At 61.5% G+C, this 14,383-nt stretch carries 11 protein-coding genes and 1 pseudogene; 1 reads left to right on the top strand and 11 read right to left on the bottom strand.

Annotated elements, in window-relative coordinates; translation table 11 throughout:
* Window positions 1-10: 10 nt before the first annotated feature.
* The 5 genes from B9A12_RS10215 to B9A12_RS10190 form a co-directional block, all read right to left on the bottom strand.
* Window positions 11-2,020, bottom strand: a complete 2,010-nt coding sequence (locus tag B9A12_RS10215) for an ABC-F family ATP-binding cassette domain-containing protein (RefSeq protein WP_084057790.1) — start codon at window positions 2,018-2,020, stop codon at window positions 11-13.
* A gap of 72 nt (window positions 2,021-2,092) precedes the next feature.
* Window positions 2,093-2,509, bottom strand: coding sequence for a hypothetical protein (locus B9A12_RS10210; RefSeq protein ID WP_084057789.1), 417 nt, complete (start codon window positions 2,507-2,509; stop codon window positions 2,093-2,095).
* A 66-nt stretch (window positions 2,510-2,575) separates the two neighbouring features.
* On the bottom strand, window positions 2,576-3,604 hold the full coding sequence (locus B9A12_RS10205) for an OmpA family protein (RefSeq protein ID WP_084057788.1): 1,029 nt from the start codon (window positions 3,602-3,604) through the stop codon (window positions 2,576-2,578).
* 616 nt (window positions 3,605-4,220) lie between these two features.
* The gene (locus B9A12_RS10195) at window positions 4,221-4,589 is read right to left on the bottom strand and encodes an RlpA-like double-psi beta-barrel domain-containing protein (protein ID WP_139796586.1); all 369 of its coding nucleotides are present in this window, start codon (window positions 4,587-4,589) and stop codon (window positions 4,221-4,223) included.
* A gap of 35 nt (window positions 4,590-4,624) precedes the next feature.
* On the bottom strand, window positions 4,625-4,807 hold the full coding sequence (locus B9A12_RS10190) for a hypothetical protein (protein WP_084057785.1): 183 nt from the start codon (window positions 4,805-4,807) through the stop codon (window positions 4,625-4,627).
* A gap of 162 nt (window positions 4,808-4,969) precedes the next feature.
* Here B9A12_RS10190 and nth point away from each other — a divergent pair, with 162 nt between their 5' ends.
* Window positions 4,970-5,611: an endonuclease III gene (gene nth / locus B9A12_RS10185; RefSeq protein ID WP_245802413.1), complete on the top strand. Its 642-nt coding sequence runs from the start codon at window positions 4,970-4,972 to the stop codon at window positions 5,609-5,611.
* A 19-nt stretch (window positions 5,612-5,630) separates the two neighbouring features.
* On the opposite strand, the gene B9A12_RS10180 is transcribed toward nth, so the two are convergent.
* From B9A12_RS10180 to B9A12_RS10155, 6 genes and pseudogenes are all read right to left on the bottom strand, one after another.
* On the bottom strand, window positions 5,631-6,620 hold the full coding sequence (locus B9A12_RS10180; protein ID WP_084057784.1) for a DUF814 domain-containing protein: 990 nt from the start codon (window positions 6,618-6,620) through the stop codon (window positions 5,631-5,633).
* Window positions 6,621-6,654: 34 nt separating this feature from the next.
* Window positions 6,655-7,416 carry an ATP-dependent sacrificial sulfur transferase LarE gene (larE, locus tag B9A12_RS10175; RefSeq protein ID WP_212636901.1) on the bottom strand — a complete coding sequence of 254 codons (762 nt, stop codon included), beginning with the start codon at window positions 7,414-7,416 and terminating at the stop codon, window positions 6,655-6,657.
* 47 nt (window positions 7,417-7,463) lie between these two features.
* A complete protein-coding gene (locus B9A12_RS10170; RefSeq protein ID WP_084057782.1) occupies window positions 7,464-8,624 on the bottom strand; it encodes a homocysteine biosynthesis protein in 1,161 nt (386 codons plus the stop codon).
* Window positions 8,625-8,698: 74 nt separating this feature from the next.
* Entirely contained in the window at window positions 8,699-9,160 is a 462-nt protein-coding gene (locus tag B9A12_RS10165) for an acyl-CoA thioesterase (protein ID WP_170920527.1), read from the bottom strand.
* A gap of 190 nt (window positions 9,161-9,350) precedes the next feature.
* Window positions 9,351-9,929 (bottom strand): annotated as a pseudogene (locus B9A12_RS10160) (DsbA family oxidoreductase); the annotation flags it as partial.
* A 160-nt stretch (window positions 9,930-10,089) separates the two neighbouring features.
* Complete coding sequence (locus tag B9A12_RS10155) at window positions 10,090-14,283, bottom strand: DEAD/DEAH box helicase (RefSeq protein ID WP_084057779.1); 4,194 nt, start codon at window positions 14,281-14,283, stop codon at window positions 10,090-10,092.
* Window positions 14,284-14,383: the final 100 nt, after the last annotated feature.

Below are 14,383 nucleotides of genomic sequence, written 5' to 3'. Positions count from 1 at the left end.
CGTGTATCGGTTAGCCCTCGCAAGCCGCCTGCCCCAAGACCTCTCGGCGCAGGCGTTCCATTTCTTCCCGGAACCGCTCTTCCACCTCTTCCAGTTCCAGGGCGGTATCCTCCCACGTCTTTGTTAACCGCTGGATCTCGTCCTGGCAATGGCGATAGGCCCGCTGCAGCTGGGCGGCACGGGCCGCATCTTGGTAGGTGGCCGGATCCGCCAGCTGCTCGCTCAGCTCGTCCCTTTGTCGGTGGGCCTGATCCAGGGCCTCCTCCAACCGCTCCAGCTCTTCCTTGAGTGGCTTGGTCCGCCGGTAGAGCTCGTTTCGCCACTGGGCTTCCAGGCGCTTTCTTTCTTTGGCATCCACCTTGGCCTTGACCTGGCCCGGGCCTTCGTCGCCCGCCGTCTCACGGGACGTTGCCGGCAGAGCGTCTTTCCAGAAACGCTCGTAGTCGTCGGCGTTTCCCGGCAGCAGCTCGAGCTTCTTGGGGCCCACCACCAGGATCTTGGACGCCACGGCGTTGATGAAGCGCCGGTCGTGGCTGATCAGGCACAGCGTCCCGGGATAATCGTCCAGGGCCTCTTCCAGGATCTCCCGGCTGGGAATGTCCAGGTGGTTGGTGGGTTCATCCAGCAAGAGTACGTTGGGGGCCTGGATGAGGAGCTTGCAGAGGGTGAGACGGGCCTTTTCGCCGCCGCTGAGCACCCGCACCTTCTTTTCCACGTCGTCGCCGCGGAAGAGAAAGCACCCCAGAAGGGCTCGAACCTGGCTCTGGGGGATGGAGCCGGCAATGGAGACCACCTCCTGCAGGACCGAATGGTCCGGGTTCAATTCTTCCCACACGTGCTGGGCGTAGTAGCCCAGGCGGACCCGGTGCCCCACCAGACGACGGCCCTGGGTCGGCGCTTCCTTTCCCGCCAGGATCTTGAGCAGGGTGCTCTTTCCCGTTCCGTTGGGACCCATGATGGCGATCCGATCTCCCCGCTCCACCACCAGGTCCACACCCTCGTAGACCACATGATCGCCGTAGGCCTTGTGCACCTTTTGGAGTTCAAAGACCCTTTTGCCGCAACGGTCCGGTTCCGGGAACTGAAATTGGATGGTGGCTTCTTGGTCGGGAACCTGGATGCGTTCCATCCTTTCCAACATCTTGAGCCGGCTTTGCACCTGCCGGGCTCGATCCTTGCGCACGCGGTTGCGGGCAATGAAACGTTCGATCTGCCGGATGCGCTCCTGCTGGTTGCGATGGGACGCCAGGAGGATCTCCTGCCTTCGGGCCTTCTCTTCCACATAGGTATCGTAGTTGCCGTTGTATTGTTCCACCCGTCCGTTTTCCACCTCCAGGATCCTGCGGGCCACGGCGTTGAGAAACGCCCGGTCGTGAGAGATGAGCAGGACCGCCGATCGGGTGGTTTTCAGAAAATCTTCCAGCCACAGGAGGGATTCCAGATCCAGGTGGTTGGTGGGTTCGTCCAACAGCAAGATTTCGGGCTCGGCCAAGAGCAGCCGGGCCAATTCCACCCGCATCACCCAACCGCCGCTCAGGGAGGCCACCGGACGATCCAAATCCTCCTGGGAAAAACCCAATCCGGCGAGGATCTTCTGGGCGCGCGCCTCCAGGTCGTAGCCGCCCAGATGTTCCAGACGCTCCAGCAGGTGGGCGTGGCGTGCGGCCATCGCCTCCACCCGCTCCGGATCGCTTTCATGGCGCATGGCCGCTTCCAGTCGCTCCACCTCGCTTCGGACGGCATGAAGTTCCGCGTGCACTTCCTGGGTATGCTGGAGAACGCTCTTTTGGGCCGGCGGCATCCACTGCTGGGGCAGATAGCCCACAGAGGTGTTTCGGGCTTTGGTGACGGAACCCGTATCGGGTTCCACTTCACCCATCAGGATGTGGAAGAGGGTGGTCTTGCCCGCCCCATTGGGGCCCACCACCCCGATGCGGTCTTCCGGATGGATATGGAAGGAAACGTCTCGGAAAAGCTCCCGGTTGCCAAGAAATTTGCTGATATTTTGTACGCTGACCACAGCTCGCCGCGCTCCATTGTCAGGAATGGGTTCGGCGCCAGTATGGCCGTTCCCGCCGTGGAGGGCAAGGACTCAATAAATCCACTTCCCATCGGCGAACCGAAAGATCTCCGTGATGTTGGTTCTTCCGGCCTCCCTGAAGGGGCCTTTTCGAGCGATCTGCTCCGTGGGGCCCCGGCTTTCAAAAACGATTTCCTCGTAGTGGAGCACTCCCACGAAGGGGCACGCCTTGGAATCGGTTTTCTTGACACGGCTTCCCTTGACCGCACCCAGTTCCTTGTAACTGGCCACGACCAGAGATCCGTCCCGGCTCTTTCGGACCGTCATATGTTTGGGACCGTAGATGCCGTGGCGGGAGAGTTTGTCCATCCATTCCTTTTGAAAAACGCCGAAGGCCTCGGCCACTTTCTGCTCACTCAGGGCCCAGGCGTGTATTTCCCATGCCGTCAGGCAGATCAGGACAGCGGGTAGGATCAAGAATTTTTTCATGAGGGGTCCTGGATTAAAAAAGGCCGGGGGCAAAAGCCGCCCGGCCTGTGAGTGGCAGATTACCGGTTATTGAACGACCTTGATTTCCACGCGCCGGTTGATGGCCCGGCCTTCCTTGGTGGCGTTGTCCGCCTTGGGCTTGAGTTCGCCGTAGCCCACGGCCTTCATGCGGGTGGCCTCCACGCCCTTGGCCACAAAGTAGTCATAGACCGCCTTGGCTCGGCGTTCGGAAAGCTTCTGGTTGTAGGCTTCGGTCCCGATGGAATCCGTATGGCCTTCGATGATGATGCGGATCTGGGGATGCTTTTTGAGAATCTCAGCCCCTTCATCCAACACCGGCTGCCATTCCGGCTTGATGTCGGACTTGTCGAAATCGAAGTGGATACCGCGAAGCACGATGACTTCCGGTTGCGGTTCCATTTGCTCGGCGTAGAAGACGTCCTTGACGAATTGATTGAGGGCCTGGTCGTCGGCCAGCAGGTCCGTGCCTTCCGCGTAGACGCCGCAGCCGCCGATTTCGCTGATCTTCTTGAGGATCGACCGGGCCTTGGCATCTTCGGCAAAGCTGATCACATGAAAGCACACATCGGGATACCGGCGGTGAATGGCCTGGGCCGCGGCCACCGGATCCGCTCCCTTGTTGGCACCGCCGTCGGAAACCACGATCACCGCCGTCTTGCCGCGAAGACCGCTCAGGACCGAATCCAGCGAGCTGACGCCCGGGCCCATGGGGGTGAGGCGGTTGAAGATGCCCTGGTCGGAGGGAATCTTTTCCAGGGCGGCGCCAAAGGAGGCCCGATCATAGACGGCGGGCTCGGCCACCACCTGCCAGGGGGCAAAGAGATCCAGCGCCCCCTGGTAGCCCAATTCCGGGATCCGCTCGTTCATCTTCATCATGAGATCCTTGGCGGCCACCATCTTCACCACGCCCAGCTTGCCGTGGGTCATGTACATGGAACCCGATTGATCGGGAAAGAGAATGAAATTATCCACCTTGGGAACCATCTTGGCCTGGGCGCTGCCCCCAAAGGCCAAAAGAAAACCGGCGGTGACCATCACCGCTGCCACAGCCAGGAAGAACTTCGCCTTTCTCATGATCAACCTCCTTGAACGAGTTCACATCTTGCTCATTTGCCGCCAAATCCACCTAACCGAAAAGCTCAGCGCCAAGCCTGAGCGGCCCTTACCCTTCTTGTCCCTCATCTTGTTGCTGAACCATGGAAACGTGAAAATGAACTCTCGGATACAAAGCTTCTTTAAGTTAACCAGGGTTGCAAGGGGAGTCAATAACCACAGGGAGCAAAGAAATAGAGCATCGAAGGTGAAAAAGACCGATCGCAAGCCCCAAACAACACGGATCCCGGCTCAACCGTGATGCGTGAGGGAAGGGGCACGCCCCTTGGGCCGACCGTCAAACCGGCCTGGGCCGGCCGGCCGTTGTCCCGCTTGGGCTCGGGCCCAGGGATGGACGCGCCATCCCGGGGATGGGCATGGCTGTCGGACAGCGGCCTCTAGCCTTTTTGTGGCTTCTGACCAGGTGAAATTTCACCGGCTCCGTGGTGCTTTTTGAATTCTCAGAAAGCCATGTGGGGACGGGTTCGGAACCCGCCCCCACAACTGCAAAGCCAAGCCGGCAGCACGGGCCCGCCTGATAGCCCCAAGTTTTGGTCTGTACAAGAAGGGAGCAACCTGGGCCTTGACGGACACGCTCCTAGAAAAGGCGCTTCACCCAGATCAGGTTCAGCTCCAAGTTCCTGTCAAATTTACAAAATCTTTCCATGCCGCAGGAATCCACCGCCTGCTTCAAGTCCAGCAGGCGGTCGAAGTCCTTTTCCACAACCACGTTACAAAAATCGATGGGCACAGATCGAATGAAATCCAGCTCATCCTCGCTCCACAGCTCTTCCGCAATATCGCTGACGCCGTTTTCCAAGGCTTCGTTGCCGCACACCTTGTAGCAGGCGCCGCATTGGCATCGGTGAATGGCATCGAAATCCAAGGGAATCGGTTGGCCGCTTTCACAAAAGGGACACACGATGATGTGTCGGTACATAGGTCGCTTGGAATAAGCTGCGCTCATCGCCAAATCGGTCTCCACCATCCTCGCCGTCTTTCCTATTCTTCTTCGTCCAGAATCATGTCCGCCTCATTGCCACACCGGGTGCAAGTGCGGGTCTCTTTCTTCTTTTTCTTGACCACACCCGGCTCTTCTTCCACCTCGACCCAGGTACAGGTCACGATCATGTCCGCTTCACTGCCGCAGTTTTCGCAATGGCAAACCTGGCGCATGGTCGTCATGGGGCACTCCTTTCATCGTCCGTGGGGAACATCCAATCCGCCCATGACTTGCATTATAAGGACTCGGCGACTTGAAATCCAACAGGAACTTTGGCATCCAAGGGCGACGCCACCCTTGAACATGGTATTTCCCGTCAACCCATTTGGGAAAGGATCGCCTCCGTGGAACTTCGCCAAAAGGCCCAAGCCGTCCAGGACCGTCTGAAGGCCGCTTACCCCGACGCCAGATGCACGCTGGAACACAACAGCCCCTTTCAGCTCATGATCGCCACCATCCTGTCCGCCCAATGCACGGACGAGCGGGTCAACGCCGTCACGCCCGCTCTTTTTCGCCGGTTTCCGGATCCGGAACGTTTCGCTCAAGCGCCCATTCAGGAGATTGAAAACGCCATCCGTCCGGTGGGGCTTTATCGGAACAAGGCCAAAAACATTCAAGGGCTCTGCCGCATCCTCATGGAACGCCACGGCGGGCGGGTGCCGGAAAGCCTGGAGGAACTGGTGCGCCTTCCGGGTATCGGCCGCAAGACCGCCAATGTCATCTTGGGGAACGCCTTCGGAGTACCGGGGCTCGCGGTGGACACTCACGTGGCCCGGGTTTCCAGGCGCCTGGGCCTGACCGGACACAAAGACCCTGTGCGCATCGAAAGGGACCTGACCCGCCTTTTCCCCCAGAAATCCTGGGTCAGCCTTTCACATCAGCTCATCCGTCACGGCCGGGCCCTCTGCCATGCCCGCCGTCCCCTGTGCGATCCGTGTCCTCTGCAGGATCTTTGTGCTGATTATGGTAGCCGGGCATCCCGGTGAGGCGAGGGCGAAAGGTTTTTCAGATGAAAAATTCCGCAAAGCTTCCTCTCCCCATATTCTTGACGGTCAGGGTGCCCTTTTCCGTTCCCTTCTTCCATACGACATCCACCTTTTCTCCCTCGCCCACGTCGCTGTAGGCGGTGACGATGTGGGCCGCCGTCTGCAGGTCGCGTGGGATTCCCTCGCCACCGAAGAGAACGCCCGTGGGGCCGGGATGGGACGGCACCTTGAGAATCACGTCGCGCTGGGAGGCCAGGCGGTGCAGCCGGTCATTGTCGGCCTTGGATCGGCCCAGGCTCAGGATGGAACCGCCCGGCAGGCGGAAGTGGCGCCCGCACTTGAGCAATTCCACCTCCCGCACCCCGGCTTCCGGCAGGGTGGCCAGCAGTTCCCGCAACTTTCTGCTGAACCCTTCTTTGGTGAGCATGCAGCCCCCGCCCGGCTGGGAATAGTCCGTGATACCGTATCGGGCCGCCAGTTCCATCTGGCGCTTTCGGCCCCGGCCGTGGATGTCCAGAAGTCTTTCCCGGTCCACCAGCCCTTCCTGTTCCACCAAGGTGGGGGCAAGCAGTTTGGCGCTGAGCGGCCGAAGGATGCGTCCGGATAGCCCCGAAAGTTTTTCCACGGCATTGAGGGCGTCCCGTCTCTGGCTCATGGGCCGCTGACCCAGGACCTCCCCGGTAAAGAGAAAATCCGCTCCTTCTTCTTCCAGGATGCGGGTTGCCTCCCGCAGCATGAGGCCGTGGCAGTCGATACACGGATTCATGTTGGAGCCGTAGCCATAGCGGGGGTTTTTGAGCATCTCCAGGTGTACCTGTCCGATGTCCACGGCCCGGACGGAGATTCCGGCCATGCGGCCCGCCTTGAGACCCGGACCGGGCCCGAAAAAAGGGGTCACAAAGGTAATGCCCACAAGCTCCAGGTCCTGTTCCTGGAGCACCTTCACGGCCAGAATGCTGTCCAGGCCTCCCGACAGCAGGCCGATTCCTTTCGCTTTTCGTCTCGTCATTTCACCCCTTACCCAAAACATCCAAAGAATTCGTTCAGCCCCTTCCGTAAGGAACCGGATCAAAGACCACGCCCTCGAAGCCCCATCCCGTGAATTCGTCGAGTAGCTGCGATCGAACTTGGTCCTGGGCCAGCAGGGGCATGTCCTCCGCAGAGGCCTGGATACGGGCGGCCCCGCGATCCCAGCGCACGCGTACCTGGTGGCATCCCAGTTCCCAAAGTCTCTCTTCCGCCCTTTCGACCCTCTTTAAGATCTGCGGGCGCAGCGGCGTCCCGTGCGGAACCCGCGTGGCCAGGCAGGACTGGGAGGGTTTGGCCCAGTTGGGAAGGCCCAATCTCCGGGCCGTTTCGCGGATATCCGCCTTGGTCCAGCCGGCTTGGGCCAAGGGGCTGATCACACCCAGTTCCTTCAGGGCCTTTCGGCCCGGACGGTCTTCTTGCAGATCCCCCACGTGGGAGCCGTCCAGAAAGGCATCCACAGGCTCTACGGACTTGCGGAGGGTTTGGACAATGGCCTTCTTGCAATGATAGCAGCGGTTCCAGGGGTTCGCTTGCACCTGGGGCCGGGCCCAAAGATCCACATCCACCACCGTGAGCGCAAACCCCAGATGTTCCGCCAAGCTGAGGGCGGCCCGCAGTTCCCGATCGTGCAAAAAGGGCGTGCGGGCCAAACAGGCCCGGACCTTCAGGCCCAAGACCCGGTCAAGCAGATGGACCAGAAGCGTGCTGTCCACCCCACCCGAATAGGCCACGGCCACAGAATGAAAGGGGACCATGACGGTCCCCAGCTCCCTCATCTTAAGGTCTTTTCCGATCCAGTCCATGCCGTTGATGCGCGCACCCCTCAGGGCCTGGTGGGCGACGGCAGGAGTTTCTGGGGCACTCCCAACTCAAAGCGCCCTTCCTCAATCCACTGCTTCACAATTCCGGCGATCTCCCGGGCTCGCACCAGGCTGGAAAGAGGCACCGCGGGCACCTCTTTTCCCGCCACCCGAATGGTCCCGGAACGCAGCTCCTCGTAATTGACCTCCGCCAGAGGTTCGGACTGGGTGAAGCTGTAGTCCTTCACCTGGGTGACGATTTCCGCATCGGAGATCCCCGTAAAGGCGGCCATCTCCTCGTCCAAAATGGGGATGGGAACACCGATGCCCACGGCCAGCGAACAGCCGTAGCCCTGAATACTCACCCCCAGGAGCCAGCGCGGGTCCATCTCCTTGAGATCCCCCATCACCATGAGGGTGCCGGCGGGCATCCGGGGCACGCCGTTGGGAAGGCGAGGCGCGTCAGGATTATGCTGGCTGCCGTGCCAAACCACGTAGCCCTGGGCACCGCCGAGAAAGATGCGCGTCCCCAGTCCCACCGTGCGGTAATAGGGGTCGTTCAGCAGAGGACTCAGTTCCCCGGCGGTGGAATAGTTGGCGTTCCCCAGACGGGGTTTCAACGTCCCCATGTAGGTGTAGATGATCTTTTTGGAAAGATTCACCGCACAGTTGTAGTTCTGGTAGGCGTTGCGCGGATTGCACAGCACCGCGTACGGCAGATCGTCCAGGGTGACCGTCATCTCCACCCGCTTGTTGGGGTAACAGTCCGTCCCATAGGCCTCCGCGCGCAGTCGAATGGGCTTCCGCGCCACCAGGTCGTGGATCACATGTCCGCCGCCGTATTCGAAGGTGCCGGGGGGCACCTTATTCAGCGGATCGTCAAAGGTGGGTTCGGTGGCACCCAGGTACACGTCCACGGCCGCCAGGCCCGCATAGGCGGGAACATCGTTCAGCCACACCCGGGATGCCTTGATGGGTGGCTTCGTATGCCCGAAATTGATGAACACCCCCGAAGAACACATGGGCGCGAACGTGCCCGTGGTGACCACGTCCACTTCCTTGGCCGCCTTGCGGGGGCCCATCGTCTTCACCATGCGGGTCATCTCTTCGGCCGTCACCACCACGGCCCGACCCTTGCGGATTCGCTCATTGATCTCTTCGTAGGTCTTTTTGATTTCGCCCATCGTCCTTCCCATCACGTGCGTTGGAGGTTCACGCAATTCCCACCAAGTTACTAGACCTTGTAGTTTCCGCCTTTTCACCTGTCAACGGGCGCAGCCGTCAGGTAGGGTTCCAGGCCGCATCGAAGCTCTTCGGGAAGTTGGCAGGAACGCCAGGCCCTGTCAATAGCCACCATGGAGGCCTGGCCGCGTCCGACACAGGCGGAACGATCTTCGCCGTAGAAATGGAACCCAAAGGTGATGGAACGGTTTCCCAGCCGCAGTACAGAGACGTAAAGGGAAAGTTCGTCGCCGTAGCGGACGGGTCTTAGAAAGTCGCAGGCGGCCCCCACGATGGGCAGACCAAAGCCCCGCTCCGCGTTGCGGAAGTATTGGTGGGGCGGACAGCCCACATGGCGCAGCAGTTCCTCGATCCCGTGGTGGCAGTAGCGGAAATAGGAAGCGAAATAGACAACTCCATAGGGATCGGTATCTCCGAAACGGATGGGCACGTTCACCTTCAGGCTCTTTTCGGGGGCATGGGCGGGCACCTTCTCCATGACGCCTCCTCTCTTTTTCGGTTGACGATACCCCCTCATACCATATCGGGCCCGCTTCGGCACAACGATGATCCGTGGTAGGGGTGCTGGCTCGGCTTCTCCCCCGCAAAAAAAGGGCCATGGCCACCCCAGAAAGTGGTGCGCCGTCGCCGATGGCCCGAGCCGTGTCCCAAGGCGCATCCCCCGCCTTTCAAACAGGCTCCTTGGAGTCGCGTTTTTGGCAGCCCGCCTTCTCCACGAAGGCCGCCAAGCGCGCGTACGGATGAGCTCCCACCAGCCGGTGCGGTCCGATCTGGAAGGTGGGGGCCGCCACCACGCCGCATCGAGCGCTTTCGTCCCAGTCGCGAAGGACCGCATGGTGGAAGATTCCTTCTTTCAGAACGCGCAGGGCTTCTTGGGGATCCAGGCCCGCCCTGTGTGCGATCTCGCTCAACACCTCTTCCCGGGCGATGTTCTTTTGTTCCACAAAGACGGCATGGAAGACCTGCGCATCGAAGGCCTCTTTCTTTCCCTTCGTTTCCGCCCATTTCCCCAGCTCGGTGGCACGGCGGCTGTTGTATGTGTGGGTGCGCTTGCCGAAAGCCACCCCGCACGAAGCCGCCGCTCGCTCCAAGCCGGCCTGCGCCTGGACCGGATCCAGCCCCCTGGCGGTCAGGATCGCGTCCATGGGGGTGCCCTCCTCGGGCGTATCCGGACGCAGTGGGAAGGCGATCCACTTGATGGTCAGCCGGTATTCCCGGTGCAGTCTCTCAATGCTCCCGGCACTGAAGTAGCACCAGGGTCACACGTAGTCGGTGAAGATTTCCAGCACAGGGTCTTGGTTCCAGTGCATCCTCTGCCCTGCCTTCCTGGGTTGTTGGAGTTCATTTCGGGATCCCATGTTGAGCGCGGTCCTTTGGGCCAAAACCGCCGCCACCGGCTGGACGGTGTCAGTCGTCGCGCAGGAGCGCCAGCAGCTCTTCGGCCGAAACGATGCCGGCGGTATCGGTTCCCGCCAAGACCGTGTCGGCCAAGGCCCTCTTTTCTCGATGGAGCTGGATCACCTTCTCTTCAATGGTTCCCTCGGTGATCAGGCGATAGACGGTCACGGGCCGGTCTTGACCGATCCGGTGTACCCGGTTGGAGGCCTGGTCTTCCACCGCCGGATTCCACCACGGGTCCATGTGGATCACATAGTCGGCGGCCGTGAGATTGAGCCCGAATCCGCCCGCCTTCAAACTGATGAGAAAGAGGTCCCCCCGGCCCTCCTGAAAGGCTCTCACTTCCCGTTCCCGCTCCTTGGGCGGCGTGCTGCCGTCCAGGTAACGGTACTGGATCCCCTTGGCATCCAGATGGTGGCGGATGATCTGGAGGAAGCGGACAAATTGGCTGAAGATGAGGGCCTTGTGGCCGCTGGGCAGCAGATCTTCCAAAAGGCCGTCCAGCAGACGCATCTTGGCGCTGGGGGCTGAAAAACGCGAGTCGATGAGCCGGGGGTGACAACAGGCCTGGCGCAGGCGCATGAGCTCGGCAAAGATCTGGACGTGGGTGAGCCCGCGTCCCGCCCTTTCTTCTTCCAGACGGCTCAGGGCATCCCGGCGCAAGGCCTCGTAGAAGGCCGCCTCCCGCTTGGAAAGCTCCACTTGGAGGGTGATCTCCGTTCTCGGCGGCAGTTCCTCCAGGACCTGCGCCTTGGTTCGCCGCAGAACGAAGGGACGGATGAGCTTCTGAAGGCGCCGGCGGGCGGCGCCATCTCGGTGCTTTTCGATGGGAAGCACGAAGCGCCGCCGGAATCCGGCACGGGAGCCCAGCAAGCCCGGGTTGATGAACTGGAAAAGGCTGTGCAGTTCCTCCAGGCGGTTCTCCAAGGGGGTGCCGGTGGTGGCCATCTTGAAGCGTCCCCGAAGCTTCATGGCCGCCTGGGCCCGCTTGGTGGCGGCGTTCTTGATGGCTTGCGCCTCATCCAACACCACCGTCTGCCACTCCACGTCCTCCAGGAGGCGGATCTCCTGCTGCATGAGCCCATAACTGCACACCAGCAGGTCCCCTTCGGCCAGGCCCTGGACCAGATCCTTGCGGTGATTGCCGCCGAAGACGTGCACCTGGAGGGTGGGAGCAAACCGACGGGCCTCTTCCACCCAGTTCATGCACACGGAGGTGGGAGCCACCACCAGGGAGGGCCCTTCGCTGGATCGATACAGGATGACGGCCAGGGCCTGGAGGGTTTTTCCCAGTCCCATGTCGTCGGCCAGGCACGCCCCGATGCCCAGGTCCGAAAGGCGCGCCAGCCATTGGAAACCCTCCACCTGGTAGTCCCGAAGATCCGCCCGCAGCGTGCTGGGCAGGGCCGGTGTGCTGCGCATCGCCCGCTCCAGGTTACGGATCTTCTCATGCACCTTTTCGTCCAAGTGCACCTTTTCGCCCAGAGCTCCGGAATCCTTGAGGGCCAGTGCCCCAAAGGGGTGCATCCGAAGGGACTTGCCCCGTTCCTGGGTGAAGGCGTCCATGTCCTGGAGCTGTTTGGCCAGTTCCCGGCTCAGGGCCACGTATTCGGACTCTCCGATGGGAAGGAAGCGATCCCTGCGACGCCGCATCTGGTCCAACACCGCCTGAAGGTCCAGCACCTGGTCCTCGGTGACCTGCAGCCGCCCCTCTAGCTCAAACCAGTTGAAACGCCCGTGTAGGAAGAGCTGCAGATCGCCCGGAGAAACGGTGCGAACCAGGCGAAACGTTTCGCCCTCCGGCCAGAAGACCACCACCTGCCCCTGGTCCTGCAGTTCTTTGAGCTTCTCGAGGATTTCCAGGCACGAGGCGGGCTCCGACACGCTCCACTGGAACAGGTCGTCTTGGGACTCCGCCCAGGGAGTGAAGCATTCCTGCACCACCCGCTGGGCTTTGCGCCGTTCCGCCGCCAGATCCCGCCGGGCCTGAAGGCGAGCGCCGTTGCGTTCGACCATGAGGACTTCACCGCCCTGGCCGGGCTCCAGATAAGGACCGTCCTCGCCCAGGGGCTTGACCAGAAGTTCCGCACGAAGGCCGCCGCGCGCCGGCAGCAGGTGCACATGGGGCGTGGGATCCGCCTCCGACCGTGGAATGCTTTCGTCGGTGGGAGAAAAGGGCGAATGCACCGCCACGTGGCGGGCCAATTCCCCCAGGATTTCCTTGAGTTCGCCGGCGGCGCTTTCAGGAACGTGCAAGCCGCTCGGTCCGATCACAGCGGCGATCTCCTGATGTTTCTTGGAAAATCTCACCGCCGTGTAGCGTGTGGGTGATTCCCGAAGGACGAGCGCCCGTCGCCCCTTAACGCGCGGCCACAAGTGGATGTGGAATCCTTCCGGGCCGGATTCCACCAGAAGGTGCGGATCTTCCGCCGTCACCTCCACCCGATGTTCCGGCTGCTGGGCGTTGAAGAGCCTGGGATGTCCCACCAGAGCCAAGGACAAATCAGGTTGTCGAAAGGCATAGCCGGGGTTCGAGAATCCACTCCGGACCTCCTCTAAGGTGGAAAGGATCCGCTGGTCATGGCGGTCCAAGGGCACCAAATCGAAATCCTCGTAGAGGCGCTTGAGGGAAACCCGGCGTCCCAGGCTCCACGTGCCGTCCCTTCTGCGCGTTTGAATCCGAGGTTCCACGTTCAGAGCGGTGCCGCTGAAAGAAAGAAACCAAACGAGCCTCTTTTCCTCCACCTCCTGGGATTCTTCCCGGATGATGCGGCGCAGGGCGTTCAGATTGCGGCGCCAGGGCTCGTGCAGGGTGAGGATCTCAAACAGGCTGCGCAGTCCCGACCTTCGGGCGATCTCCCCCAAATAGTTGCTCCGAACCGGCGTGACCCGTTCCGCCCGGCACAGGAGCTCGGCGCTTTCCATGGCGAGCCAGTGCACTTGGGCCTGCTTGGACTGGATAAAGATCTCGCTCACCCTCTCGATCACCCGGTCGGAAAGGGCCCCCCGGTTCCAGTACTCCACCAAAGCGCAGCAATAGTCCCCCCAAGGGGTCTGGCACACGGTGCGAGCCTTCTCAAGGCCCCTTTCGGCCCTGTCCGTCTCCATGCGGCTCAGGTGCACAGCCGCCAGGAGCGCCCGCGCCGGAGCCTCCCAGGGATCGGGGGCGACGGTTTTTTTCAGGATTTCTCGAATCGGCCACCGGTTCAAGACATCTTTCGGATCCGTCCCGGGACGGGAAAGGAAGGCCAGAAGGAAAAAGAGCCCGGAGATTCCGCGCACGGTCTCCACCAGCACCCCTTCGCTTCCGGAGCCCTTTTCTCTTGCGAGGGAAAGACCTCCTTCCGGGTGGCCTTGCACCCATTGGATCCACGCATTCAGGATCCCGCGCCGGGTGGCATCTTGGAGCGCCGGCAGAAGCTTTTGCACCTTACGCATGCGACCCGCTAGGATGAGGCGAGGGGCCAGGATGGCCGCCGCCTTCGAAGACCTTTCCGGCTCCAGGCCCTGGAGCCACGTGGCGGACATTGCGTGCTGAAGGGCTTCCGTGTCGTCGTCCAGGAAGGTGACGGCCCGTTCCCCCATGGCCTCCAGAGCGTCCAGCTGGATATCGGGATCCAGGGTATCAAACCAGCGCCCATCGAACGGGGTGTTGCAGACCTCCGCCAGTGCGGCCCGGAAGGTCCTTTCGTCCTCGGCCTCCTTCCGGGCGGCGGCGATGAGGGATGGGTCGTGGGCGCACAGGCCGAGTCGGACGATGCGCAGAGCCTTCCCCGTAAACGGCCGGCCCTGGGGAGGCATGAACACGTGATGGAGGGGCCAGAGGGCCTGCGCTTTCTCCCTCAGGGCCTGGGCGTACACGGCCCGGTCCACGTCCACAGGGGGCGGATCCTTGAAAGCCGATCGCGCGGCCACCTCGATGAAGAAAGGGTGGACCCGCGGGGTGCGTTCAAGGAGACCGTATTGAAGAAATCCCACCTGTTCCAGCCGGGCCACCGCCTCCTGAAGTTCCACCTTGGGGTCGGTCTGGACGGCACGGTTGAAGGGCGGTTCCCTGAGCGTGCGAGTGAGGCGCATGGAGGAAACGAGCCCGTCGACCAAGGCGTACAGGTGGAGCACGATCTTTTCCAGGGGCCGCAGGGTCTGGTATTCTCGTTTGAGCTGGTTGCGGATCCGCACTGCATCCTGACGGGAGACGGGCATGCTGGCTGAGGCTCCTTCCTGGGACTACGTTCCGGTCTTATAGACATGGACCGGTGGGATATCAAGACCGGATTCGGTTCCATCATTGGCCCTTGGCAAC

It is taken from the genome of Desulfacinum hydrothermale DSM 13146, assembly GCF_900176285.1.
Taxonomy (GTDB): Bacteria; Desulfobacterota; Syntrophobacteria; order Syntrophobacterales; family DSM-9756; genus Desulfacinum; species Desulfacinum hydrothermale.
The sequence above is the reverse complement of the archived record's forward strand: the minus strand, read 5'-3'. Positions and strand labels throughout refer to the sequence as shown.